Annotated in this window: 23 protein-coding genes; 15 read left to right on the forward strand and 8 right to left on the reverse strand. The window is 73.5% G+C overall.

Translation table 11 applies throughout. From position 1 onward, the window contains the following. Positions 1–20: 20 nt before the first annotated feature. Positions 21–626 carry a MarC family protein gene (locus tag SGA01_RS30330; RefSeq protein WP_055641464.1) on the forward strand — a complete coding sequence of 202 codons (606 nt, stop codon included), beginning with the start codon at positions 21–23 and terminating at the stop codon, positions 624–626. Between the two features lie 125 nt (positions 627–751). Here SGA01_RS30330 and SGA01_RS30335 read toward each other — a convergent pair whose 3' ends face one another. Then, positions 752–904, reverse strand: coding sequence for a DUF8834 family protein (locus SGA01_RS30335; protein WP_099054331.1), 153 nt, complete (start codon positions 902–904; stop codon positions 752–754). Between the two features lie 331 nt (positions 905–1,235). Between SGA01_RS30335 and SGA01_RS30340 the strand changes: the two genes are divergently transcribed. Then, positions 1,236–2,069, forward strand: coding sequence for an NYN domain-containing protein (locus SGA01_RS30340; RefSeq protein ID WP_223835462.1), 834 nt, complete (start codon positions 1,236–1,238; stop codon positions 2,067–2,069). Positions 2,070–2,074: 5 nt separating this feature from the next. On the opposite strand, the gene SGA01_RS30345 is transcribed toward SGA01_RS30340, so the two are convergent. Next, positions 2,075–2,965, reverse strand: coding sequence for an alpha/beta fold hydrolase (locus tag SGA01_RS30345; protein ID WP_141300413.1), 891 nt, complete (start codon positions 2,963–2,965; stop codon positions 2,075–2,077). 90 nt (positions 2,966–3,055) lie between these two features. Then, positions 3,056–5,719 carry a DEAD/DEAH box helicase gene (locus tag SGA01_RS30350; protein WP_141300415.1) on the reverse strand — a complete coding sequence of 888 codons (2,664 nt, stop codon included), beginning with the start codon at positions 5,717–5,719 and terminating at the stop codon, positions 3,056–3,058. Between the two features lie 487 nt (positions 5,720–6,206). On the opposite strand from SGA01_RS30350, the gene SGA01_RS30360 reads away from it, so the two are divergent. Then, complete coding sequence (locus SGA01_RS30360) at positions 6,207–6,929, forward strand: ferritin-like fold-containing protein (RefSeq protein WP_055641461.1); 723 nt, start codon at positions 6,207–6,209, stop codon at positions 6,927–6,929. Positions 6,930–6,959: 30 nt separating this feature from the next. On the opposite strand, the gene SGA01_RS30365 is transcribed toward SGA01_RS30360, so the two are convergent. The 4 genes from SGA01_RS30365 to SGA01_RS30380 form a co-directional block, all read right to left on the reverse strand. Beyond that, on the reverse strand, positions 6,960–7,229 hold the full coding sequence (locus tag SGA01_RS30365) for a hypothetical protein (RefSeq protein ID WP_055641460.1): 270 nt from the start codon (positions 7,227–7,229) through the stop codon (positions 6,960–6,962). A gap of 178 nt (positions 7,230–7,407) precedes the next feature. Then, on the reverse strand, positions 7,408–7,635 hold the full coding sequence (locus SGA01_RS30370; protein ID WP_055641459.1) for a DUF3107 domain-containing protein: 228 nt from the start codon (positions 7,633–7,635) through the stop codon (positions 7,408–7,410). A gap of 208 nt (positions 7,636–7,843) precedes the next feature. Continuing rightward, positions 7,844–8,503 carry a TetR/AcrR family transcriptional regulator gene (locus tag SGA01_RS30375; protein WP_055641458.1) on the reverse strand — a complete coding sequence of 220 codons (660 nt, stop codon included), beginning with the start codon at positions 8,501–8,503 and terminating at the stop codon, positions 7,844–7,846. 146 nt (positions 8,504–8,649) lie between these two features. Continuing rightward, positions 8,650–8,865 carry an Rv3202a family protein gene (locus SGA01_RS30380; RefSeq protein WP_055641457.1) on the reverse strand — a complete coding sequence of 72 codons (216 nt, stop codon included), beginning with the start codon at positions 8,863–8,865 and terminating at the stop codon, positions 8,650–8,652. A gap of 142 nt (positions 8,866–9,007) precedes the next feature. Between SGA01_RS30380 and SGA01_RS30385 the strand changes: the two genes are divergently transcribed. From SGA01_RS30385 to moeZ, 12 genes are all read left to right on the forward strand, one after another. Next, the gene (locus tag SGA01_RS30385) at positions 9,008–9,973 is read left to right on the forward strand and encodes an alpha/beta fold hydrolase (RefSeq protein ID WP_141300417.1); all 966 of its coding nucleotides are present in this window, start codon (positions 9,008–9,010) and stop codon (positions 9,971–9,973) included. An 8-nt stretch (positions 9,974–9,981) separates the two neighbouring features. Next, positions 9,982–11,526: a DUF3152 domain-containing protein gene (locus tag SGA01_RS30390; protein WP_141300419.1), complete on the forward strand. Its 1,545-nt coding sequence runs from the start codon at positions 9,982–9,984 to the stop codon at positions 11,524–11,526. Between the two features lie 101 nt (positions 11,527–11,627). Next, entirely contained in the window at positions 11,628–11,723 is a 96-nt protein-coding gene (locus SGA01_RS42990; RefSeq protein ID WP_317598890.1) for an Ms4533A family Cys-rich leader peptide, read from the forward strand. A gap of 203 nt (positions 11,724–11,926) precedes the next feature. Next, positions 11,927–13,663 (forward strand): ABC transporter substrate-binding protein, encoded by a 1,737-nt coding sequence (locus tag SGA01_RS30395; protein WP_141300421.1) that lies wholly within the window; start codon positions 11,927–11,929, stop codon positions 13,661–13,663. After that, positions 13,660–14,637 (forward strand): ABC transporter permease, encoded by a 978-nt coding sequence (locus tag SGA01_RS30400; protein WP_141300423.1) that lies wholly within the window; start codon positions 13,660–13,662, stop codon positions 14,635–14,637. The genes SGA01_RS30395 and SGA01_RS30400 overlap by 4 nt, the downstream gene beginning before the upstream one ends. Next, positions 14,634–15,623, forward strand: a complete 990-nt coding sequence (locus SGA01_RS30405) for an ABC transporter permease (protein ID WP_141300425.1) — start codon at positions 14,634–14,636, stop codon at positions 15,621–15,623. Before SGA01_RS30400 ends, SGA01_RS30405 begins: the two co-directional genes overlap by 4 nt. Further along, positions 15,620–17,272: a dipeptide ABC transporter ATP-binding protein gene (locus tag SGA01_RS30410; RefSeq protein ID WP_141300427.1), complete on the forward strand. Its 1,653-nt coding sequence runs from the start codon at positions 15,620–15,622 to the stop codon at positions 17,270–17,272. Before SGA01_RS30405 ends, SGA01_RS30410 begins: the two co-directional genes overlap by 4 nt. Positions 17,273–17,463: 191 nt before the next feature. Beyond that, positions 17,464–19,104, forward strand: coding sequence for a glycosyltransferase (locus SGA01_RS30415; protein WP_141300474.1), 1,641 nt, complete (start codon positions 17,464–17,466; stop codon positions 19,102–19,104). A gap of 13 nt (positions 19,105–19,117) precedes the next feature. Further along, complete coding sequence (locus SGA01_RS41475; protein WP_167534222.1) at positions 19,118–20,827, forward strand: hypothetical protein; 1,710 nt, start codon at positions 19,118–19,120, stop codon at positions 20,825–20,827. Positions 20,828–20,968: 141 nt separating this feature from the next. After that, positions 20,969–21,940 carry an NAD-dependent epimerase/dehydratase family protein gene (locus SGA01_RS30425; protein ID WP_055641452.1) on the forward strand — a complete coding sequence of 324 codons (972 nt, stop codon included), beginning with the start codon at positions 20,969–20,971 and terminating at the stop codon, positions 21,938–21,940. Next, positions 21,928–22,668: a spherulation-specific family 4 protein gene (locus SGA01_RS30430; RefSeq protein WP_141300429.1), complete on the forward strand. Its 741-nt coding sequence runs from the start codon at positions 21,928–21,930 to the stop codon at positions 22,666–22,668. The genes SGA01_RS30425 and SGA01_RS30430 overlap by 13 nt, the downstream gene beginning before the upstream one ends. A gap of 63 nt (positions 22,669–22,731) precedes the next feature. Next, positions 22,732–23,910, forward strand: coding sequence for an adenylyltransferase/sulfurtransferase MoeZ (gene moeZ, locus SGA01_RS30435; RefSeq protein WP_141300431.1), 1,179 nt, complete (start codon positions 22,732–22,734; stop codon positions 23,908–23,910). A gap of 83 nt (positions 23,911–23,993) precedes the next feature. On the opposite strand, the gene SGA01_RS30440 is transcribed toward moeZ, so the two are convergent. After that, on the reverse strand, positions 23,994–25,577 hold the full coding sequence (locus SGA01_RS30440; RefSeq protein WP_174867549.1) for an alpha/beta hydrolase: 1,584 nt from the start codon (positions 25,575–25,577) through the stop codon (positions 23,994–23,996). Between the last annotated feature and the right edge of the window lie 25 nt (positions 25,578–25,602).

Genomic DNA, 25,602 nt, shown 5'->3' on the forward strand with positions numbered 1-25,602 from the left:
CTCCCGCAAGGCACCCCACCGTGTTCGACGTCGCCGTCTTCGGCTCGCTGTTCCTGACCCTCTTCGTGATCATGGATCCCCCCGGGATCACGCCGATCTTCCTCGCCCTCACCTCCGGCCGGCCGGCCAAGGTCCAGCGCCGCATGGCCTGGCAGGCCGTCGCCGTGGCCTTCGGCGTCATCACCGTCTTCGGCATCCTGGGGCAGCAGATCCTCGACTATCTGCACGTCTCCGTCCCCGCGCTGATGATCGCGGGCGGGCTGCTCCTGCTGCTCATCGCGCTCGACCTGCTCACCGGCAAGACCGACGAGCCGAAGCAGACCAAGGACGTGAACGTCGCCCTGGTGCCGCTCGGCATGCCGCTGCTCGCCGGGCCGGGTGCGATCGTCTCGGTCATCCTCGCGGTGCAGCACGCCGACAGCGTCGCCTCGCAGGTCTCCGTCTGGGCCGCCATCATCGCCATGCACGTCGTGCTCTGGCTGACCATGCGCTACTCGCTGGTGATCATCCGGGTCATCAAGGACGGCGGTGTCGTCCTGGTGACCCGCCTCGCCGGCATGATGCTCTCCGCCATCGCGGTGCAGCAGATCATCAACGGCGTCACCCAGGTCGTCCAGGGGGCCTGACCGGCCAGGACACCCCCTCGGAGGTTCCGGCTCCCGGACGGCTCCGGACACCACTGCGCCCCCGTACGGATTCCGCTTCTGCGAAGTCCGTGCGGGGGCGCGGTGCGTGGGGTGGACCCGACCTGTTACGAGGCCGAGGTCTCGGCGGGGCGGATCCAGATGCGCTGGCCGATCGCGGCGGCCTGCTGCACGATCCGATTGACGGAGGCGGCGTCCACGACCGTGCTGTCGACGGGCGTGCCGTCGATGTCGTCGAGGCGCAGGATTTCGAAGCGCATGGGCTTCTCCCTTCGTCTGAGTTGATCCTCCTGATGGAGAACTGCGTTACATAGGGGTCCAACGAGGTGCAGGTGGAAAACATTCCTTACGCTAAGGAAAATTTTCGGATGGCTAACTACTGGCGGGTAGGGGGGTGTGGCGGCAGGGCCTCCGGCGGCGGAGAATGAGCCCCGTATGAACGACGCAGAGACCACCGCCGCACCCGCCGAAACATCCGCCGACGTGCCCACCGGCGTACCTATCGACGCCCCCGCCGACGCCCATGCGCTCGACGCCCGCCTGAGCGCGCTCGACGCCCGTGTGGAGCGCACCAACGAGCTCCTCCAGCGGATGCTGGCCGAGGTGGCCAAGACCCCGTCCACGCATGCCATCTTCGTCGACGCAGGTTACGTCCATGCTGCGGCCGGGTTGCTGGTGACGGGCACCGAGGACCGGCGCTCCTTCGACCTCGACGCCGAGGGCCTGATCGAGGCCTTCATCGACAAGGCCCGCACGATCTTCGCGGACAGCAGACTGCTCCGGGTCTACTGGTACGACGGCGCCCGGCGCCGGATTCACACCCCCGAACAGCAGGCCATCGCCGAGCTGCCCGACGTCAAGGTGCGCCTCGGCAACCTCAACGCCAACAACCAGCAGAAGGGCGTCGACTCCCTGATCCGCACCGATCTGGAGTCCCTCGCCCGCCACCGCGCCATCAGCGACGCCGCCCTCGTCGGCGGCGACGAGGACCTCGTCTCGGCCGTCGAGGCCGCCCAGGGCTACGGGGCCCGCGTCCACCTCTGGGGCATCGAGGCGGCCGAGGGCCGCAACCAGGCCGAGGCGCTCCTCTGGGAGGTCGACAGCCAGCGCACCTTCGAGCTCGACTTCTGCCGCCCGTACGTCACCCGCCGCCCCGTCACGACGTACGAGAACGAGGGCGAGCCGCCGCCCTCCCGCGAGGAGGTCCGCTTCGTCGGCGCCCAGATCGCCGCGACCTGGCTCGCCGAGCGCGGCCGGGACCGGCTCGCCGAGCTCCTGCCCGGCGCCCCGTACCTCCCGGGCCCCGTCGACCAGGACCTGCTCGTCGAGGCGGAACGCCTGCTCAGCCGCTCCCTGCGCGGGCACGCCTCCCTGCGGCGCGCGCTGCGGGACGGCTTCTGGCAGCACCTCAAGACGCAGTACTGAGTGACCTACGGGGCTGTCGCACCGGCTTCCGCGAGGGCGGCCACCCGCTCCCAGAAGCCGGTGAGCCGGTCCGTCAACTCGCGCGGGTGCGACACGTTCGGGGAGTGGCCCGCGCCCTCGACCACCGTGTGGTGCGCGCCGACGCGGGCCGCCGCCGCGGCCAGCTCCGCCGGGGGCCAGACCATCTCGTCCGCCCCGTACGCGATGTGCAGCGGCATCCGCAGTTCGAGCAGCTCCGCCGTGCCGTCCGGATCGCCCAGCAGCAGCCGGCCGGCGCCCGCGAGCTGGGCGATCCGGGTCCGCATCCAGCGCCTCCGCAGGAAGCCCACCAGCTCCGGCGCGTCGACAGCGCCCGGCTCCTCGCCCCGGCTGTCCAGCCAGCACATGGCCTGCCAGACCCGCTCCTTCGGCAGCACCGCCAGCGAGCCCCGCAGCACCCGGACCCGGATCCGCTGCGGTCGTGCGACCCGGCCCGGCCCCGAGGAGAGCAGGGTGAGCGAGCGGAACGCCCGGGGCGCGAGCGAGGCCGCGGCGCGGGCGACGAGACCGCCGAACGAGTGGCCGAGCAGATGGACGGGCCCGTCCCCGAGGGCGGCGGCCTGCGCGACCACGTCGAGCGCGAGCGCCCTGCGCCGGTAGGCGGCCCGGCCGCGCGGGCCCGGGGTCTCGTGCTGGCCCCGCCCGTCCACCGCCACCGCCCGGTAGCCGGCCTCGCTCAGCGGCCCGAACAGCGCCAGGAAGTCCTCCTTGCTGCCGGTGTACCCGGGCAGCAGCAGCACCGTCCCGCGCCGCTCGCCCTCGGGAGTCGCGTCGAGGACGGCGAAGTCGCCCCGCACGGTCACCAGGCGGCGGGCACGGGTGCGGGGAGGCAGTGCGAGGGAACGGGGCTTGCTCATATCTGGACTGTAACTGCGGGAGCGGGGACGCACGCCGGGGCCCGGGGCCCGGGGCCCGGGGCCGTGCGGAGCGGCCGTGACGGGGCGGGATCAGCTCTCGGGCTGAGCCGCCGCCGCCTTCTTCGTGGTGCGGCGACGCGGAGCCTTCGGGGCCTCCTCGACGGCCGGGGCGTCGACGGCCTCGGCCTCGGCGGCAGCGGCCTTCTTCGTCGTACGGCGACGCGTCGGCTTCTTCGGCTCCGAGGCGTCGGGCGCCTCGGCGACGACGGCCTTCTTCGTGGTGCGGCGACGCGGAGCCTTCGGGGCCTCCTCGGCGACCGGCTCGGCCACGGGGACCTCGACCGTCTCGGCGACGGCCTCGGTGGCCGCGGCCTTCTTGGTCGTACGGCGGGCACGCGGCGCCTTGGCGGCCTTGGGGGCCTCCTCGACGACCGGCTCCGCGACCGGCTCGGCCACGGGGGCCGCGACGGCCTCGACGACGACGACCTCGGCCACCGGGGCCTCGGCCGTGACCGGGGAACCGGCGGGCCTGCGGGCGGTGCGGCGGGCGCGCGGGGCCTTGGGGGCCTCCTCGACCACCGGGGCCGCGACGGCCTCGACGACGATCTCGCTCACCGGGGCCTCGGCCGTGACCGGGGAACCGGCGGGCCTGCGGGCGGTGCGGCGGGCGCGGGGAGCCTTGGGGGCCTCCTCGACGGCCGGCTCGGCGACCGGCTCGACGATGGGGGCCTCGGCCACCGGCGCCTCGGCGGTCACCGGGGAACCGGTGGCCTTGCGGACCGCGCGGCGACGGCGCGGGGCGGGAACCTCGGCCGTGACCTCGGCGACGGCCTCGACGGTCTCGGTCACCGGAGCGGCGACGGTCTCGGTCACCGGAGCGGCGACGGTGACCGCCTCCGCGACGGCCTTCTTGGCCGTACGGCGACGCGGGGCCTTCTTCGGCTCCGCCGGGGCCTCCACGGGGGCCTCGACGACCGGGGCGGCGGGCGCCTCGACGACCGAAGCGTTCCGCAGGGCGGCCGCGGCGGTCTCGACCGTCTGGAAGGAGACGGTGTCCTCGACCGGCCGCACACGCGGACGGCGACGGCGCGGGGCCGGCGGGGCCTCCTGGACCGCGGGGGCCTGGGCGACGGGCGCGGCCGTCACGGCCTCCGGGCGGGCGGCACGGGCACGGCGACGGGGAGCCTTCGGCTCCTCGGCGGCGGGGGCCGGAGCGGCCTGGACCACCGGAGCGGCCTCCACGACCGGAGCGGCCTGGGCCACAGGAGCGGCCTGCGTCACGGGAGCGGCCTGGGCGAGCTGCGCGATGCCGGGGCCGCCCGGACGGGTACGGCGACGGCGACGCGGGGTGCGCGGACCGGACTCGGCCGGGGCGTCCTCGGTCACCGGAGCGGCCGGAGCGGCGGACACGGCAGCGGCCGGAGCCGTCGACACCGGGGCGTCACCGAGGTCGCTGCCGCCACGGGTGCGACGGCGCTGACGCGGGGTCCGCGTACGGGCCGGACGCTCCTCCGTCGTCTCGGGCTTGTCGGCCGCCTTCGGGCCGCGGCCACGGCGTCCGCCGGGCTCGCCCAGGTCCTCGAGCTCCTCCGCGCCCAGACCCGCACGGGTCCGCTCGGTGCGGGGCAGGATGCCCTTGGTGCCCGCCGGGATGTCCAGCTCCTCGTAGAGGTGCGGGGACGAGGAGTACGTCTCGACCGGGTCGTGGAAGTCCAGCTCCAGCGCCTTGTTGATGAGCTGCCAGCGCGGGATGTCGTCCCAGTCGACCAGCGTCACGGCCGTGCCCTTCGCACCGGCGCGGCCGGTGCGGCCCACGCGGTGGAGGAAGGTCTTCTCGTCCTCGGGCGACTGGTAGTTGATGACGTGGGTGACACCCTCGACGTCGATGCCTCGGGCGGCGACGTCGGTGCAGACGAGGACGTCCACCTTGCCGTTGCGGAAGGCGCGCAGCGCCTGCTCACGGGCGCCCTGGCCGAGGTCGCCGTGGACCGCGCCGGACGCGAAGCCGCGCCGCTCCAGCTGCTCGGCGATGTCGGCCGCCGTGCGCTTCGTACGGCAGAAGATCATCGCGAGCCCGCGGCCGTTGGCCTGCAGGATGCGGGAGACCATCTCCGGCTTGTCCATGTTGTGCGCGCGGTAGACGTGCTGCTTGATGTTGGCGACGGTCGCGCCCTCACCGTCGGGCGACGTGGCGCGGATGTGCGTCGGCTGCGACATGTAGCGGCGGGCGAGGCCGATGACCGCGCCCGGCATGGTCGCCGAGAACAGCATGGTCTGACGCTTCGGCGGAAGCATGTTCATGATCTTCTCGACGTCGGGCAGGAAGCCCAGGTCGAGCATCTCGTCGGCCTCGTCCAGGACGAGGACCTTGACGTGCGAGAGGTCGAGCTTGCGCTGGCCGGCCAGGTCGAGCAGACGGCCGGGGGTGCCGACGACGACGTCGACGCCCTTCTTCAGCGCCTCGACCTGCGGCTCGTACGCGCGGCCGCCGTAGATGGCGAGCACGCGGACGTTGCGCACCTTGCCGGCGGTCAGGAGGTCGTTGGTGACCTGCTGGCACAGCTCGCGGGTGGGGACGACGACGAGCGCCTGCGGGGCGTCGGTCAGCTGCTCGGGCTTCGCCCGGCCGGCCTCGACGTCCGCGGGAACGGTCACGCGCTCCAGGATGGGGAGGCCGAAACCGAGGGTCTTGCCCGTGCCGGTCTTGGCCTGGCCGATGACGTCGGTGCCGGTGAGGGCGACCGGGAGGGTCATCTCCTGGATGGGGAAGGGGGTGACGATACCGACGGCCTCAAGGGCCTCGGCCGTCTCGGGAAGGATTCCGAGCTCTCGGAAAGTCGTAGTCAGGGTGCTGCCTCTTCTGTGGACGCGGTACGAGGCGAACGATGGGGGTCGTACCGTGCCGGAACACTGGCTGCCGGATCGGGAAGATCACAGCCGGCCAGGTGGCACGGGACCACTGCCGTCGCTCGAGCGTCGTACCGCTGAGGTGACCCTTCCGCGGGTCCGCCGGAAGGGCTGTCGGGCCGGAGCCGATCGGGCCACCGACCGGGCATCCTCATTCATGAGTCGGCCCACCGTGTACGTCCGAACGTGCGAAAGCATGTCCGCATACTCAGCAGGCGCTTTATCACTGTACCCCGGAATCGCGCATGTGTGTTGGGAGAAAACGTGATGAGGGCACGGTCACACTGACTGACCAGGGCCTTCCCGGCGGCGGGAGCGGGCTATTGTGCGCTCCATGGAGACGCCTGACAACGCCACACCGACCGGGATCGCCGCCGAGGACTGGGCCACGGCATCCGCCGAGCCGCAGTACCGCGCCGCCGTGATCGACCTCCTCGGCGCGCTGGCCTACGGAGAGCTGGCGGCCTTCGAGAGGCTCGCCGAGGACGCCAAGCTGGCGCCGACCCTCGCGGACAAGGCGGAGCTGGCGAAGATGGCCTCCGCCGAGTTCCACCACTTCGAGCAGCTGCGGGACCGCCTCGCCGCCGTGGACGTCGAGCCGACCACCGCGATGGAGCCCTTCGCCAAGGCGCTCGACGACTTCCACCGCCAGACCGCGCCGTCGGACTGGCTGGAGGGCCTCGTCAAGGCGTACGTCGGCGACTCGATCGCCAGCGACTTCTACCGGGAGGTCGCGGCCCGGCTCGACTCCGACACGCGCGGGCTCGTCCTGTCGGTGCTCGACGACACCGGCCACGGCAACTTCGCCGTGGAGAAGGTCCGCGCGGCGATCGACGCCGACCCCCGCGTCGGCGGCCGGCTCGCGCTCTGGGCGCGCCGCCTGATGGGCGAGGCGCTCTCGCAGGCCCAGCGTGTGGTCGCCGAGCGCGACGCGCTGTCGACGATGCTGGTCGGCGGTGTCGCGGACGGCTTCGACCTCGCCGAGGTCGGCCGGATGTTCTCCCGGATCACCGAGGCCCACACCAAGCGCATGGCCGCGCTCGGCCTGGCCGCGTAAGGCTTCTCGTCCGTCGTCGGGCGGCGCTGTTCACGCCGCCGCTGATCGTCGCAGCCTGCGCGAGGCCGGGCGGATCAGCAGCGAGAGCAGCACCGCCGCGACCGCCACCGCACCGATGAGGGTGGCGAGGAAGTGGCCGGGGCCCAGCGCCCCGTGGGTCACGAGCGCACCGAAGACGCCGCCCAGCGCGCCGGTCATGAGGACGGTCCCCCGGGAGGGGAGGCGGTCGGCCAGCCGGTGCACGGCGGCCCAGGCCAGGGCGAAGCCGAGCAGAGCGGAACCGAGGGCTTCCAGGAACACGGCGGATCACCTCGCGGGTGCTGCGGGGCGGGTGTTGCGGTCGTAGCCCTCCTACCCCCGGCGCCACGACGGCAATCCTCACCCACCCTCGTGACGTGGTCGTTCGGCCACGGCGAGGACACACGAAAGGCCCGGTGGACCGTGACGGTCCACCGGGCCTTTCCCGTAGATCCGGGACTCAGAGGGCGCCGAAGCCCACCCGACGCACGGCGGGCTCGCCGAGCTCCACGTACGCGATCTTCTCGGACGGGATGAGGACCTTGCGGCCCTTCTCGTCCGAGAGGCTGAGCAGCTGCGCCTTGCCGGCCAGAGCGTCGGCCACCGCGCGCTCCACCTCCTCGGCGGACTGCCCGCTCTCCAGAACGATCTCCCGGGGTGCGTGCTGCACGCCGATCTTGACCTCCACGGCTATGTCCCTCCGAACGGTCAGCGTTGCGCGACTTCCGCGCCGTACGCTGCACACATTAGCCCGGTGAGGGGACGCGTACGGCTCAGCGGCGGCACGCCAGGAGCGAACAGCCCGCGGGAATGCGCCGGGACCGCGACCAGGACCGGACCGGACCGCGACCACGACCGGACCGCGACCGGGACCGGCGCGAGGGCCGGGACGCGGCTCAGTGGCCCTCGGCGCTCAGCTGGCCCTCGACCGGGTGCAGCGGGAAGCCCGCGATGCCGCGCCAGGCGAGCGAGGTCAGCAGGCCCACGGCCTTCTCGCGGGGGATCTTCGACTCGCTGGACAGCCAGTAGCGGGCGACGACCTGGGAGACGCCGCCGAGCCCCACGGCGAGCAGCATCGACTCGTCCTTGGAGAGCCCGGTGTCCTCGGCGATGACGTCGGAGATCGCCTCGGCGCACTGCAGGCTGACCCGGTCCACGCGCTCGCGCACGGCCGGCTCGTTCGTCAGATCGGACTCGAAGACCAGCCGGAAGGCGCCGCCCTCGTCCTCGACGTACGCGAAGTAGGCGTCCATCGTCGCCGCGACGCGGAGCTTGTTGTCCGTGGTGGAGGCCAGGGCCGTGCGCACCGACTGCAGGAGGGACTCGCAGTGCTGGTCGAGCAGGGCCAGGTAGAGCTCCAGCTTTCCGGGGAAGTGCTGGTAGAGCACCGGCTTGCTGACGCCCGCCCGCTCGGCGATGTCGTCCATCGCGGCCGAGTGGTACCCCTGGGCGACGAAGACCTCCTGGGCCGCGCCGAGCAGCTGGTTCCGTCGGGCACGTCGCGGCAGGCGCGTGCCCCGAGGGCGTGCTGCCTCTGTCTGCTCGATGGCGCTCACGCGGCCTCCCAAGAATCGATCCATGCGCGCTGTCGCGCCGCGCCGCCATCGTACTTTTGGGTAACCCGGCTGTGCGCGGTGCGAACGCAGAATTTCATGGACCGGACGCCCTGGTCGACAGTCGATTCAAGATTAAACCGAACAAATCAGCGATAGTCGTCCTCGTCGAGCGCGACGACACGCGCCTGATCGGACGCATCGGCCTCGTTCGCCGACTCGTGCTCGATATGTGTGGGGTGCTCGTCCTCGCGCTGCTGCAGTTCGGTGTGCTGCTCGGCCGCGTCGGCCTCGGGGATTTCCTGGTCGAGCACGACGTCCTCTTCCTCGGCGAATGTGTCCGGCTCGGTCGGATCGACAGTCATGCGGTTCCTTCCGGCGCGCGGGGTCCGCGGTCCTCTCCGATGGCCCTCACTTCGAGCGTAGGAGCACACGCGCCCCGCCGCACACGCACTTGTGACGGCACCCACACACGCCCTCGCGTGATCGTCTCGTAATATTGCGGCCATGTCCTCGACCGAGCTGCCGGAAACCCGGACCGCCGCCGCACCGCAGGCGCCGCGGATCCGCCCCGTAAGGGTCGCCGACGGCGAGGAGCTCCGCTCCGTCGCCCTGCCCGGACTCACCCTCACCGTGCGGGCCCGCCCCGGCACCCGCGCCGGTCTGCCGCCCGCGCTGTACGTGCACGGCCTCGGCGGCTCCTCGCAGAACTGGTCGGCGCTCATGCCGCTGCTCGCGGACCTCGTCGACGGCGAGGCCGTCGACCTGCCCGGCTTCGGCGACTCCCCGCCGCCCGACGACGGCAACTACTCGGTCACCGGGCACGCCCGGGCCGTCATCCGGCTCCTGGACGCCGGCGGGCGCGGACCGGTCCACCTCTTCGGCAACTCGCTGGGCGGCGCCGTCGCCACCCGCGTCGCCGCCGTCCGGCCCGACCTGGTCCGCACCCTCACACTCATCTCGCCGGCCCTGCCCGAGCTGCGCGCCCAGCGCACCGCCTGGCCCACCGTGATGCTCGCGGTGCCCGGCGTCGCCTCGCTCTTCGCGAAGCTCTCCCGGGACTGGACGCCCGAGCAGCGCGTCCGCGGCGTCCTCTCGCTCTGTTACGGGGACCCCGGCCGGGTCACCGACGAGGGCTTCCTGCACGCCGTCGAGGAGATGGAGCGACGCCTGGAGCTCCCGTACTTCTGGGACGCCATGGCCCGCTCCTCGCGCGGCATCGTCGACGCCTATACGCTCGGCGGTCAGCACGGGCTGTGGCGGCAGGCCGAGCGCGTGCTCGCGCCGACGCTGCTCGTCTACGGCGCGCGCGACCAGCTCGTCTCGTACCGGATGGCCCGGAGGGCGGCCGCCGCCTTCCGCGGCTCGCGCCTGCTGACCCTGCCGGACGCGGGGCACGTGGCGATGATGGAGTACCCCGAGACGGTCGCCCAGGCCGCGCGGGAACTGATCGCCGAAGACGGCGGGAGCTGATCCGGGGCGTGGGACGACATAGTCGCAAGGGCCCCGCGCCCTCGGTGCCCGACACCGAGCAGCGCGCGGCGGCCGGACGGACGACGGGGGCGGCGCCGCAGAGCGCGGCCGGGCAGCCCCGGACGACAGCACCCGGGCAGACCGGGGCGGCACCCGGACAGGCATCGGGTCCGGGGCGCCGCCGCAGGGCGCCGGGCGAGGGTCAGGACGCCGGCGGTACGCCGGCGCACGGGACACCTCGGTACGGAGCGCCGTCACACGGGGCTCCGCAGTACGGGGCACCTCAATACGGGCAGCAGCCGACGGGGCCGCAGTCGACCGGGCAGCAGTCGTCCGGGCCGCAGTTCTACGGCGGTCAGGGGTACGGCGGTCGGACCTCCAGTGGTCAGGGCTACGGCGGCGGGGTCTTCGACACCCCGGCGCACGGGACCCCCGGCACGCCCGCGTACGGCATCCCCGCCTACGGGACCACTCCCGTGCGGGGCGGGCATCCGCAGCACGACGAGGGCGCCGGGCCGCGGCCCGAGGGGTACGGCCACCGGCGCGGCTCGCACCGCGCCACCGCGCCCGGGCAGGACGCACCCCCGACCGAACAGGCCGGTCCCCAGGGGCCGTTCATCCCCGGACCCCGGCGCGAGAACCCGACCGGAGTGGACGACGGCGCGGAGAACGGCGCAGGGACCCCGGTCGACGAGACCGCCGGCCGGACCTTCAAGGGCCGCACCCTGACCGGTATCGCGGCCGCTGCCGTGACCACCGTCCTCGCCGTCGTGGTCGCCGGACAGGTCGCCGACCGGGGAGCCGCGCCGAGCACCGCCCATGCCGCCGACGGACCGGCCGAGCGGGCCGCGGGCGACGACTCCGCCTCCCGCTCCGACGACCGGGTCACCCCGACGCGCCCGGCGACCGCCGCACCCGCCGCGCCCTCCGCGTCCGCGTCGGCCCCGGCGCCGACGTACGAGCAGCTCATGACCCGCCAGTTCCCGATCGATCCGAAGCTGACCGGCTCCGGGGAGTTCGAGGCCGTGCCGGGCTTCCAGAAGGCGCCGGGCAAGGGCCGCCTCGTCCGCTACCGGATCGACGTCGAGAAGGGGATCGGGCTCGACCCCGTGCTCTTCGCCTCGGCCGTGCACAAGACGCTCAACGACGAACGCAGCTGGGCCGGTCAGGGCGCGATGACCTTCGAGCGGATCTCCTCCGGAGAACCCCAGTTCGTCATCACGCTCGCGAGTCCCGGCACCACCGGGGAGTGGTGCCGGAAGTCCGGACTCGACACGACGGTCGACAATGTCTCCTGTGATTCCGCCAGCACCGAGCGCGTGATGATCAACGCGTTCCGCTGGGCGCAGGGCTCGGAGACCTTCGGACCCAAGGCCATGTACGCCTATCGCCAGATGCTCATCAACCACGAGGTCGGGCACCGGCTCGGGCACGGGCACGTGAGCTGCGGGACTCCCGGCGCGCTCGCCCCCGTGATGCAGCAGCAGACGAAGTCGCTGCGGGTCGACGGAATCGCCTGTCGCCCCAACCCGTGGGTGTATCCCGGAAGTTGACGTTCCGTCCGATCCGGCGATGATCACATGGTGAGACGCGCGTCTCGGGAATTCCGGAATGCGCGTTGACATCGCTCGTGCGTTCGTTCATATTTCTCGGCATGTCGCACCGTCACGTCGCCTTCGATCGCGCCGCCATTGAGCTGGCGCTCATCGGCGTGACCCGGCACGCCGTGGCCGACATTCTCTGTAGCTGACCTGCCCCGAGCGCGCGTCGGCCCCTTTTCTGCTTCCCAGATACCGCTGACGCCATTCCGCGCCCGGGTGTTTCCCTCCCGCAGGCGCGGCTCTCTCCTGTGCTGTTCCGGTACTCCGTCATTCCTTCCGGAAGTCGCCGCTCGCCGCTGCCTGCGCGGAATTCCCTTTTTCCCGCCCGCAGTTCTCCGAGAGGTCTTCTCCGATGCGTCAATCGTCCGTCATTTCGCGCCGCGTGGCAGCGGCCGCCGTCAGTCTCGTCCTGGCCACGGGCGCCGCCGCCTGCGCGGGACCCGAGGACACCGGCGCCAAGGGGGGAGCCTCCGCAGGCAAGGGGGCCGCGGGCGGCCCGCAGAAGGGCGGCACGCTCACCGTCCTCAACAGCGAAGCCCAGACCGACTTCGATCCGGCCCGTCTCTACACCTCCGGCGGCGGCAACGTCCCCTCCCTCGTCTTCCGTACGCTCACCACCCGCAACCGGGAGGCGGGCGCCGCCGGCAGCAAGGTCGTCCCCGACCTCGCCACCGACCTCGGCCGCCCCAACAAGGACGCGACGGAGTGGACGTACACCCTCAAGGAGGGCCTCAAGTTCGAGGACGGCACGCCCATCACCAGCGCCGACGTCAAGTACGGCATCGAGCGCTCCTTCGCCGCCGAACTCTCCGGCGGCGCCCCCTACCTGCGCGACTGGCTCGTCGGCGGTGACACGTACGAGGGCCCCTACAAGGACAAGAAGGGCCTCGCGTCCGTCGTCACGCCCGACGACCGGACCATCGTCTTCAAGCTGAAGAAGCCCGAGGGCGAGTTCCCCTTCGTCGCCACGCAGACCCAGTTCGCCCCCGTGCCCCGGGCCAAGGACACCGGCGCGAAGTACGAGGAGCACCCCGTCTCCTCCGGCCCGTACAAGGTCGTCAAGAACGAGAACGACGGCGAGCGCCTCGTCCTGGAGCGCAACGAGCACTGGGACCCCAAGACCGACGAGGAGCGCAAGGCCTACCCGGACAGGATCGACGTCAAGGCCGGCCTCGACGAGGCCGTCATCAACCAGCGCCTCGCCACCTCCTCCAGGTCCGACGCCGCCGCCGTCACCACCGACACCAACCTCGGACCGGCCGAACTCGCCCAGATCGGCTCCGACAAGGCGCTCGCCGCCCGTGTCGGCACCGGCCGCTTCGGCTTCACCAACTACATCGCCTTCAACCCGAAGGTGAAGCCCTTCGACAACCCCAAGGTCCGGCAGGCGATCTCGTACGCCGTCAACCGCACCAGCGTCGTCAACGCGGCCGGCGGCTCCGCGCTCGCCGAGCCCGCCACCACCTTCCTGCCCGAGCAGAAGTCCTTCGGCTTCACGCCGTACGACCACTTCCCGGCCGGGAAGACCGGCGACCCGGAGAAGGCCAAGGCGCTGCTGAAGGAGGCCGGATTCCCGAACGGCCTGACCGTCACCCTGCTGCACTCCACCGCCCAGAACCGCACCACCAGCCCCGAGATCGCCACCGCCGTCCAGGAGGCCCTCGGCAAGGCGGGCATCACCGTCAAGCTCGACGGGCAGGAGCCCAACTCCTTCAACGAGAAGCGGTGGAGCGTCAAGGACGCGCCCGGCTTCTTCCTCTCCCGCTGGGGTGCCGACTGGCCGGCCGGCGGCCCCTTCCTCGCGCCGATCTTCGACGGGCGCCAGATCGTCACCAACGGCTCCAACTACAACCACGCGCAGCTGAACGACCCGGCGGTCAACAAGGAGATCGACGAGATCAACAAGCTGACCGACCTCCAGGCCGCCGCCGTCCGCTGGGGCGCCCTCGACAAGAAGATCGGCGCGCAGGCGCTCGACGTGCCGCTCTTCCACCCCGTCTACAAGCGGCTCGTCGGCAAGGACATCAAGAACGTCGTCATCAGCGACTGGACCGGCGTCCTCGACATCTCGCAGGTCTCCGTCAAGTGACCGCTCCGACCGACACGTCGGCGCCCGTGGCGGGCATCCCCGCCACGGGCGCCGCCCGGCAGCTCCTGCGACGGCTCCGCGGACGCCCCGCCGCCGTCGTCTCCGCCGGGGTCCTCCTCCTGCTCGTCCTTCTCGCCCTCGCCGCACCGCTGTTCGCCGCCCTGGAGGGCCAGGACCCGTACGCGTACCACGACGACCTCGTCGACTCGGCCCGCGGCGGCGTCCCGTACGGCTCCTTCGGCGGGGTGAGCGCCGACCACTGGCTCGGCGTCGAACCCGGCACAGGGCGTGACCTCTTCGCCCGCCTCCTCCACGGCGCCCGGGTCTCGCTCCTCGTCGCCGTCGGCGCCACCGCCGTCCAGGTCCTCATCGGCGTCCTCGTCGGCCTCGCCGCCGGGCTCGGCAGCCGCTGGGCCGACGGGATCCTCAGCAGGATCACCGACGTGCTCGTCGCCCTGCCGATGCTCGTCCTCGCCATCGCGCTCACCGCCGTCGTCCCCCGGGACTTCCCCCGCCCGCTGCTGCTGATCCTCGTCATCGGCCTGCTCGGCTGGGCCGGCACCTCCCGGATCGTGCGCGCCCAGACGCTCACCCTCAAGAGCCTCGACTTCGTCGCCGCCTCCCGCCTCGCCGGCTCGGGCCGGTGGCGGACCGCCCGCAGGGAACTGCTGCCCGCGCTCGCCGCCCCCGTCATCACCTACGCGGCGATCTCCGTCCCCACCAACATGGTCGTCGAGGCCGCCCTCTCCTTCCTCGGCGTGGGCGTCACCCCGCCCACCCCGTCCTGGGGGCAGATGCTGTCGACCGCGCAGACCTGGTTCCGCGCCGACCCCGCGTACGTCCTGCTGCCCGCCGGACTGCTCTTCGTCACCGTGCTCGCCTTCACCGTCCTCGGCGACGCGGTCCGCACGGCCCTCGACCCGCGCGAGGCGAGCCGGCTGCGCGTGGGCACCCGTAAGGAGACCTCCCGATGACCCGCTACGTCCTCAAGCGGCTCGCGGGTGCCGCGCTCGTCCTCCTGGCGCTCTCGGTCCTCGTGTACGCCCTCTTCTACCTCGCGCCGGGCGACCCCGCGCGGCTCGCCTGCGGCGAGCGCTGCAACCCGCGTCAGATCGCCCAGGTGCGCGAGCAACTCGGTCTGAACGAAGGCGTGTTCGCGCAGTACGCGCACTTCCTCCAGGGTGTGTTCGTCGGCCGCGACTACTCCACGGGAACCTCCGTCGTGCGCTGCGACGCGCCCTGCCTCGGGCTCTCGTACCAGAGCGACCAGCAGGTCACCCAGCTCGTCCTGGAGCGGCTCCCGGCCACCGCCTCGCTCGCGCTCGGCGCGCTCGTCGTCTGGCTCGTCGTCGGTGTCGGCACCGGACTGCTCTCGGCGCTGCGCCGGGGCGGCCCGACCGAGCGGATCCTCACCGTCCTCACCCTCGCCGCGACCGGCACGCCCGTCTTCATCCTCGGACTGCTGCTCCTGATGGTCGTCTGCGCCTACCTCCAGTGGCTGCCCTTCCCGACCTATGTGCCGCTCGGCGAGAACCCCGAGCAGTGGGCCTGGAACATGCTCCTGCCCTGGCTCACCCTCGGCCTCTTCGAATCCGCCAAATACGCGCGACTCACAAGGAGTTCGACCCTGGAGACGCTCGCCGAGGACCACATCCGCACCTTCCGCGCCTACGGCGTGGGGGAGCGGGCCGTCGTCACCCGCCACGCGCTGCGCGGCGCCGTCCCGCCCGTCGTCGCGGTCAGCGCCGTCGACCTCGGCTACATGTTCGGCGGGGCCGTGCTCACCGAGTCCCTCTTCGGCATCCCCGGCCTCGGCAAGACCCTCCTCGACGGCGTGCGCGAGATCGACCTGCCGGTCGTGGTCGGCGTGGTCATGGTGATGGGCGTGGCCGTCGTCCTCGCCGGCGTCGTCGCCGACCTGCTGTACGCCGCCGCCGACCGAAGGGTGGTCCTGACATGACCCGGCACAGCGAAGACCCCCTGGTGGAAGTCCGGGACCTCACCGTCGGGTTCGACCGCGAAGGCGGCTCCGTGCGGGCCGTGGACGGGCTCTCCTTCACCCTCGGCGAAGGCCGCGCCCTGGCCCTCGTCGGCGAGTCCGGCAGCGGCAAGTCCACCGTCGCGGGCGCCCTCCTCGGCCTCCACCGGGGGACCGGCGCGCGGGTCACCGGCTCCGTGCGCGTCGGCGGCATCGACGTCGGCGCCGCCGGCCCCGGCGAGCTGCGGAGACTGCGCGGCGGCGTCGCCGCCATGGTCTTCCAGGACCCGCTGTCCGCCCTCGACCCCTACTACGCCATCGGCGACCAGATCGCCGAGGTCCACCGGATCCACGCCGGAGGCTCCCGCCGGGACGCCCGGGCCCGCGCCGTGGAGGTCCTCGACCGGGTCGGCATCCCCGACGCGGCCCGCCGTTCCCGCTCCCGCCCGCACGAGTTCAGCGGCGGCATGCGCCAGCGCGCGCTCCTCGCGATGGCCCTCGCCTGCGAGCCCCGGCTCATCGTCGCCGACGAGCCGACCACCGCCCTCGACGTCACCGTGCAGGCCCAGATCCTCGACCTGCTGCACGAGCTCCGGCGCGAGACGGGCACGGCGCTGCTCCTCGTCACCCACGACGTGGGCGTCGCCGCCGAGAGCGTCGACGAGGTGCTCGTCATGCGCGGCGGCCGCGAGATCGAACGCGGCCCCGTCGACTCGGTGCTGGGCGCCCCGTCGGAGCCGTACACGCGCAGGCTGCTCGGCGCCGTGCCCCGGCTCGACGGGCCGCTGCGGCCCGCCGCCCCCGCGCCCACGGGCGAGCCGCTCCTCGAAGCGGTCGACCTGCGGCGGGAGTTCGGGCGCGGCAAGCGGGCGGTCGCCGCCGTCGACGGTGTCTCGCTCACCGTCCACGCGGGCGAGACCCTCGGCGTCGTCGGGGAGTCCGGCAGCGGAAAGACCACCCTCGGCCGCATGCTCGTGCGGCTCCTCGACCCGACGGGGGGCCGACTCCGTTACGGGGGTACGGAGATCGGCGCCCTGTCGGAGCGGGAGCTGCGCCCGTACCGCCGCGAGCTCCAGATGGTCTTCCAGGACCCCGTCTCCTCCCTCAACCCCCGCCGCTCCGTGGGCGAGTCGATCGCCGACCCGCTGCGCGCGGCGGGGGAGCGCGACGAGACCCGGATCCGGTCCCGGGTGCGGGAGCTGCTCGACCGGGTGGGGCTCGAACCCGACCGGCACGCGGCCTACCCGCACGAGTTCAGCGGCGGCCAGCGGCAGCGCGTCGGCATCGCCCGCGCGCTCGCCGCCGAACCCCGGGTCGTCGTCTGCGACGAACCCGTCTCCGCTCTCGATGTCACCACCCAGGCCCAGGTGACTGCGCTGCTCGCCGAGCTCCAGGCCGAACTGGGCCTCGGGCTCGTCTTCATCGCCCACGACCTCGCCGTCGTCCGCCAGGTCAGCGACCGCGTCGCCGTCATGCGCGGCGGCCGGATCGTCGAGCAGGGCACGGTCGAGGAGGTGTACGGCGCACCCCAGGATCCGTACACGCGCCGGCTCCTCGCCGCCGTCCCGTCCCTCGACCCGGTCCTCGCGGCCGAGCGCCGGGGACGACGCCAGGAGCTGGCCGCTGCCTGACACTCCGTAACCGATCGGCCTCGTATCGCGACCGAACGCGACCGGGTCGGGAAAGTTACGTGCATTCACCCCTTCCGGTGGTGCGACGGACAACCGTCCGTCACACCACCGGTATCTCCGCTTACGTTCTTCCCGCTGTGAGTCGCCGCACCGAACGGTGGCCGTCGTCAAGGGAGATCGGGGGTGTGCTCGTGCGGATCGGACTGCTCATGGAAGGTGGCCACCCGTACGCCACCGGTGAGGCCGGACTCTGGTGCGAACGGCTCGTACACGGGCTCGGGCAGCACCAGTTCGACCTCTACGCCCTCGGACCCACCAGCATGCCGCTCCCCCCGAACGCCCGGACCGTCCGCACGGGAGACGTGAGCGGCCCCGGCGTCGGCACCGCCCCGGGGAGCCGCATCGAGCGGGCCGCCTTCGGCGACGACCGCGCCTCCCGCCGCGCCTACGGCCGCCGCGAGCGCCGCCGCTTCACCGAGGCCTTCCACGCCCTCGCCACCGGCCTCTGCGCCGAACACGACGAGGGGTCCTTCGCCACCGGCCTCTACGCCCTCGCCGACCTCGCCCGCGAGCGCGGCGGACTGCCCGGCGCGCTCCGCTCCGACGACGCCGTCCGCGCCCTCGAAACCGCCTGCCGCGCCCCCGGCGCACGCCGGACCGCGGCGGCGGCCGGCCTCCCCGACCACCTCGCCTTCGCCGACCACCTGGAGCGCGCCCTGCGCCCGCTCTCCCTCGACTGGTACGAGGAGGAGGCGCTCGGCGCCGTCGACCTCTGCCACGCCACCGCCGGCGGCACGACCGCCCTCCCCGGCCTCCTGGCCAAACGCTTCTTCGGAACGCCCCTCCTCGTCACCGAGTACGGCGTCCAGCTCCGCGCGCACTACCTCTCGCCGGCCGTCGCCCGGCACTCCGCCCCCCTGCGCGCCCTCCTCGCCGCCCTCCACGGCCGGCTCGCCGCCGAGACCTACGGTCAGGCCGCGCTCCTCACCCCCGGCAACGCCCACGCCCGCCGCTGGCAGGAGAAGTGCGGCGCCGACCGCGCCCGGATCCGCACTGTCCACCCCGGCCTCGCCGCCGACCGCTTCGCCGAGGTCGGCGAGGACGAGGAGAGCGGCGACCCGGCCACCCTCGTCTGGGTCGGCCGCGTCGAACCCGCCAAGGACCTCGTCGCCCTGCTGCACGCCTTCGCCGACCTCCGCGCCCGGCAGCCCGACGTCCGGCTCCGGATCGTCGCCGTCCCCAACGGTGAGCCGTGCGCCGACGCGTACCTCACCCACTGCAAGGGCTTCGCGGCGCAGCTCTTCCCCGACGAGGCCCCGGTGGCGCACGCCGTCGGCGAGAACCCCGTCACCTTCGAGGAGCTCGGCGGCCCCGAGGCGCCCACCCTTGAGGACGCATACGCCTCCGCCGCCGTCGTCGTCCTCTCCAGCGTCGTCGAGGGCTTTCCGACCAGCCTCGTCGAGGCGATGTTCTGCGCCCGCGCCACCGTCTCGACCGATGTCGGCGCGGTCGTCGAGGTCATCGGCGGCACCGGCCTCGTCGTCCCGCCGCGCAACCCGCGCGCCCTCGCCGACGCGTGCCTCGCGCTGCTCAGGGACCCCGAGCGCCGCCACCGGCTGGGCGCGGCGGCCCGCGCCCGCGCGCTCGAACTCTTCACCGTCGATCAGAACCTCGCCGCGTTCCGCGGTATCTACCTGGAGCTTCTCTCCCACGCGCCGGTGCGCCACCGCCCCGGGGACGGCGTGCCCTTCGCCCACCCGGCCGAGGCCCATGTGCCCGGCAGCTGGACGCACCAGGCCGTGACCGCGGGCACAGGAGCCCCCGATGCCTGAAGGAGGCACACCCATGCGCGGCCCCGCCGCCCCCACGAGCCCCGGAGCCTGGGACGCCCGCTCCGAAGCCCTCCTCGGCACCCCGGCCCTGACCCCGGCCGCCCCCGAGACCGCCCGCGACCTCAGCACGGCCGAGAAGCCGGGGGCCGCACCGGACGCGACGGTGGGCCTGGCCGGTCCGGCGGCCGCGGACGTCTCTGCGGCTCCGGATGCCCCTGCGGCTTCGAGCGCGACGGCTGCCCCGGATACGACGGCGGGCCTGGCCGATCGGGTGGCCGCGGACCTCCCTGCGGCTCCGGATGCTTCGGCTGCCCCGGACGCGACGGCGGGCCTGGCCGATCCGGCTGCCGCGGACGTCCCTGCTGCCCCGGACGTCCCCGCAGCTTCGGACGCGTCGACGGCACCGGACGAGCCGGCGGCCCCGGATGCTTCGGCTGCCCCGGACGCCCCTGCGGCCCCCGATGCTTCCGGCCCCTTCGACGCCGCGCCGTCCGGGATAGCCCCGGTCACCACCGAACCCCCGCCGGCCGGCACGTCCGCGCACGGAGGCGCCGACCGCCCCGACGCCCCGGAGCCCGGTCTCGCCTGGACGGTCGCGACGGACCGCGCCCCCGCGGCCGGGGCCCCCGCGCCGGCCGCGGGGCAGGGTGCGCCGGCGCCCGCCCCCTCGGCCTCCACCCCCCGGCCCCGCCGCGGCAACGCCGACCCCGTCAAGGTGCTCATGCACCGCCACCGGGAGCTCTGCGAGCGCGCCGTCGACCCGCTGGAGATCGCCGCCGGGCTCGAAGCGCAGGGGTTCACCGACCGGACCGCCGCCCGCTTCCGGCACCGCGACGTCTTCGCGCTCGCCGAGGAGCTGTACGCGCGCGTGCCCCGCGGCACCGGCACGCCCCCGGCCCCCGTGCCCGGCGAGCCGGTCCGCGCGCCCTGGGTGCTCGCCGCCCTCGCGCCCGGCGCCGCCGCCGCGCTCGCCGGACTCGGGCTCGCCCTCACCGACGGCTCCGTACGCCTCGCCGCCGGCGCCGCCGGGGCCCTCGCGCTCACCGGGGCGCTCGTCCTCGCCGTCCGGCGCGGCCCGCTCCGCGCATCCGGCGGCCGGACCGTGCCCGCCGCCCGCGTCTGGACCCTCTGGCTCCTCGCATACGCCGTCGCCGGCGACGGACTCCTGGCGCAGGTCCTGACCGGCGGGCCCGACGGGCCCTGGGACCTCGCCCCCGGCCCCCTCCTCGCCCTCGCCCTCGCCGTCGCCCCCGCCGCCTGGGGCGCCCATCTCTTCGCGAGCCGGGCCCGCCGCCGGATCGCCGACAGCCGGGGACTGGCTGACTTCGCCGCCCGGGCCCGCCCCCTGCTCCTCGGCACCGTGACGCTCCAGCTCCTCGCCCTCACGGGGCTCCTGGCCCTCACCGGATTCAGCCCGGGGGCCCTCGCCCTCGGCGCGCTCCTCCTGCTCGCCCGGCTCCTCACCGTGCACGGCTTCCCCGAGACGGCCTCCGCCGCGCTCGCCGCCGCCTGCGCCGCCGAGGCCCTCGCCCTCGCGAGCGTCCTCGCCGCCCGTGTCCCCGCCCCCGGCTTCGACGCGCTCGCCGCTCCCGTGCGCGCCCTCGCCGACGCCGCGGGACCCGGGGTCGTACCCACCCTCGTCTGCGGCGCCGCCGCGCTCGGCCTGCTGGCCCACGCGACCGGCGCCCTCGCCCGGGCCTCGGCCCACGCCACCACCCCCTGAGAACCCCAGTGAATCCCCCGCGCACCCGCGGAGCCGACGCCGCGGGCGTGCCCCGTCACCTCTCTCATCACCCGCAAGGAGACCGAAGACCATGACCCCTCGATCCCAAGGACCGGCCGGTCGGCACGTAGGGGCCGCACGATGAGGGTGCTACTGCTCGGAGCCAACGGCTTCATCGGCCGCTTCGTCGCCGACCGACTGCTGGCCGACCCGGCCGTCCACCTCACCGCCCTCGGCCGGGGCGACGACGCCGACGTGCGCTTCGACCTCGCCTCCGGCAGCCCCGGCGCGCTGACCCGCTTCCTCGACGCCGTCCACCCCGGGGTCGTCGTCAACTGCGCGGGCGCCACCCGCGGCGGCGCCCGCGAGCTGACCCGGCACAACACCATCGCCGTCGCCACCGTCTGCGAGGCCCTGCGCCGCAGCGGCTGCGGAGCCCGGCTCGTCCAGGTCGGCTGCGCCTCGGAGTACGGACCGAGCCAGCCCGGCTCCTCCACGGCCGAGGACGCCGTACCCCGCCCCGGCGGCCCGTACGGGGTGTCCAAGCTGGCCGCGACGGAACTCGTCCTCGGCTCGGGCCTCGACGCCGTCGTCCTGCGGGTGTTCTCGCCCGTCGGCCCCGGCACACCCGCCGGCTCCCCCCTCGGCCGCCTCGCCGAGGCGATGCGCCGCGCGATGCAGGCGGGGGACGGCGAGCTCAAGCTCAGCGGACTCGGCGTGCAGCGCGACTTCGTCGACGTACGGGACGTGGCCAGGGCCGTCCACGCGGCCTCCCTCTCCGCCGCCCAGGGCGTCGTCAACATCGGCACCGGCCGCGCGGTCCGGCTCCGGGACGCCGCCGCCGTGCTCGCCCGGGTCGCCGGCTACACCGGCAACCTCCACGAGCTGGACGCCCCGCACGGCATTCCGCAGCGCCCGATGATCGGCGCGCCCCGCACCGAGGGGACCATCGCCGACCAGCTGGCCGCCGCCCCCTACCCGTACCCCGACGGCTGCGGCCCCTGGCAGCAGGCCGACGTCAGGACCGCCCGCGACCGGCTCGGCTGGCGGCCCCGGATCAATCTGGAGGAGTCGCTCGCCGACATCTGGATGGAGGCGGCGTGTCGCATCTGACGACCACCACGGGAGCGGTCCAGGCCCTGGGGGTGGGCGTCCCCGGCTACGCCCACCCGCTGCTCGCCCCCGTCGAGTGGGGCGAGCTGACCCGCCCCGGGACCCCGCTGCACTGGGCCGTGCTCAATGTCGCGGACGGCCCGGGCAGCCGTCCCGACCCGCACTGTCTTGAGGCCGCCGGGAAGCTCCGTAACGCCGGGGTCCGGGTCCTCGGGCACCTGGACCTCGCGTACGGCTCCCGGCCCTTCGGGGAGCTGGTCTCGGACGCCCACCGCTTCCTCGACTGGTACAAGGTGGACGGCTACTACCTGGACCGCGCCCCCGCCGACCGGGCCGACCTGGCCGGGACGCGGCGGCTCACCGCGACCCTGGAGGCCGTCCTCGGCGGCGAGGCGCACCTCGTCCTCGGGCACGGCACCCACCCCCACCCGGGGTACGCGGAGACCGCCGACCAGCTGGTCACCTTCTCCGGCTCCTGGGTGGACTACCGCTGGTCACAGGTGGCGGAGTGGACCGCCGACCATCCGGAGGCGAAGTTCGTCCACCTCGTGCACGGGGTCCCGCGCACGCATCTCGACGAGGCGCTGCGGATCGCCCGCTGGCAGGGCGCCGGGACGATCTTCTTCACCGACCGCGCGGGTGGCCCGGGAGAAAGTGCGCCATTTCACTCGCTGCCCGGCTACTGGGACGAAATCGTCTCGCGGATCGGACCGGGTGTCTCGGAATGAGGAGGGGCGTGGCAGTGTTACGGGGAGAACAACCGTACTGACATACCGACAACCGGAGTCCCCGTGTCGCTGCCACCCCTGGTCGAGCCGGCTGCCGAGCTCACCGTAGACGAGGTCCGCAGGTACTCCCGCCACCTGATCATCCCGGACGTCGGGATGGACGGGCAGAAGCGGCTGAAGAACGCGAAGGTGCTGTGTGTCGGCGCCGGCGGTCTCGGCTCGCCGGCGCTGATGTACCTGGCCGCCGCCGGCGTGGGCACGCTCGGCATCGTGGAGTTCGACGAGGTCGACGAGTCGAACCTCCAGCGCCAGATCATCCACAGCCAGGCCGACATCGGCCGCTCCAAGGCCGCCTCGGCGCGCGACAGCGTGCTCGGCATCAACCCGTACGTGAACGTGATCCTTCACGAGGAGCGGCTCGAAGCCGAGAACGTGATGGAGATCTTCGGTCAGTACGACCTGATCGTCGACGGCACGGACAACTTCGCCACGCGCTACCTGGTGAACGACGCCTGCGTGCTGCTGAACAAGCCGTACGTCTGGGGTTCGATCTACCGCTTCGACGGCCAGGCCTCGGTCTTCTGGTCCGAGTACGGCCCCTGCTACCGCTGCCTCTACCCGGAGCCCCCGCCGCCGGGCATGGTCCCGTCCTGCGCCGAGGGCGGCGTCCTGGGCGTGCTGTGCGCGTCCATCGGCTCCATCCAGGTCACCGAGGCCATCAAGGTGCTCGCCGGCGTGGGCGACCCGCTGGTCGGCCGACTGATGATCTACGACGCCCTGGAGATGCAGTACCGCCAGGTGAAGGTCCGCAAGGACCCGGGCTGCGCGGTCTGCGGCGAGAACCCCACCGTCACCGAGCTCATCGACTACGAGGCCTTCTGCGGCGTCGTGTCCGAGGAGGCCCAGGAGGCGGCGCTCGGCTCGACGATCACTCCGAAGCAGCTCAAGGAGTGGATCGACGAGGGCGAGAACATCGACATCATCGATGTCCGCGAGCCGAACGAGTACGAGATCGTCTCGATCCCCGGCGCGCGACTGATCCCGAAGAACGAGTTCCTGATGGGCACCGCCCTCCAGGACCTCCCGCAGGACAAGCGGATCGTCCTGCACTGCAAGACGGGTGTCCGCAGTGCGGAAGTCCTCGCGGTGCTCAAGTCCGCGGGCTTCGCGGACGCGGTGCACGTCGGCGGCGGCGTGATCGGCTGGGTCCACCAGATCGAGCCCGACAAGCCGGTCTACTAGGCGACACGGGAAAGGGCCCGGACCTCGACACGAGGTCCGGGCCCTTTCCCGTGCCCGCCGGCAGGCCGTGCCCGGGGGCGTGGTCACCCGCAGGTCGTGCCGTACTTCGGGACCGTGCCCTTCAGGAAGTACGCGTCGACCGTCTTCGTCACGCACGGCGAGGTGCCGTAGGCGCCGTGCCCCTCGCCCTTGTTCGTGACCAGGACACCGACGCCGTCCCCGAGCTCCTTCGCCATCTTCTCCGCGCCCTCGTACGGGGTCGCCGGGTCGCCGGTCGTGCCGACGACGAGGATCGGGGCCGCGCCCGGGGCGCTCGCCTCCGGGGTCGTCCGCTCGCCCTTCACCGGCCAGTTCGCGCACCAGCCGGCCGTGTCCCAGGCGAGGAACGCCCCGAAGACGGGGGAGAGCCCGCGGAACTCCGGGATCAGCGCCTTCGCCTGCGCGGCGGTCGGGCGCTCGCTGGAGTCGGCGCAGGCGATCGCCCGCTGGGAGTGCGACTGCGTCGAGTAGTGGCCCTTCGCGTCCCGGTCGTTGTAGTAGTCGGCGAGTTCGAGCAGGGTCGCGCCGCGGCCCTGCTCGGCATTGGCCAGGGCCTGGGTGAGCAGCGGCCAGTTGGACTGCCCGTACAGCGTGACCGCGATGCCCGTGAGCGCGAGGCCCTCGGTCAGCCGGCGGTCGCCGACGGTCAGCGGCTCGCGGTCCAGCTTCCGCAGCAGGCGCGCGATCCGCTCCGACCCGGCCTTCGGGTCCTCGCCGATGCTCTTCAGGTAGTTGTCCAGGGCCCGCTGGAAGCCGATCGTCTGGTGGCGGGCGTGCCCGGTGGTGTCGGCGGTCGGGTCGACGACCGCGTCGAAGACGAGCCGCCCCACGCGGGAGGGGAACAGGTGGGCGTAGGTGCCGCCGAGCTGTGTCCCGTACGACATGCCGAAGTAGTGGAGCCTGTCGTCCCCGAGGACCTGCCGGACCAGGTCAAGGTCGCGGGCGGTGGCCGTGGTCGTGGTGTGCGGGAGGACCGTCGCGGAGCGGCGGGCGCAGCCGGCGCCGAAGGCGGTGTTGTCCTTCAGATACGCGGCCTCCTCGGCGGCCGTGTCGGGGGTGAGGTCCACCGAGGCCTCGGAGGCGGCCTGTTCGGCGTCGTCCCGGCAGACCACGCCCGCGCTGCGGCCCACGCCCCGGGGGTCGAAGCCGACCAGGTCGTAGCGCTCGCCCAGCTTCGCGTACTCCTCGGCCGCCTGCGGCAGGATCTCGACGCCGGAGGCGCCGGGGCCGCCGAAGTTGAAGAGGAGCGAGCCGATCCGGCCGCGCTCGTCGTCGGCCTCCTTGCGGATCAGCGCGAAGGGGATCGTGGCGCCTTCGGGCTTCGCGTGGTCGAGCGGCACCTTGACCGACGCGCACCGCCACTCGGGACCGGGCCGCGGGCCGCTCGAAGGGGCCTCGCAGCGCTTCCAGTCGAGGCGCTGGCCGGTGAGGGAGGCGGGGAGCGCGGGGAGCGTGGCGGCCGCCGACGGCTTGGCGTCGGCGGCCGTCGGCGACGGCGGCGTCGTCGGGGTGGTGATGGCGGCGGACGGAGCCGCCGTCGTCCCTCCGGCGCCGCTCCCGCCGCTCGTACAGCCCGCGACGAGGAGACCGGTCACGGCGAGCACCGTCATGCGTACGCGTATGGACATGTGTTCCCCCAGGATCCCGGCAAGG

This window comes from Streptomyces gardneri, from assembly GCF_006539185.1.
Classification (GTDB): Bacteria; Actinomycetota; Actinomycetes; order Streptomycetales; family Streptomycetaceae; genus Streptomyces; species Streptomyces gardneri.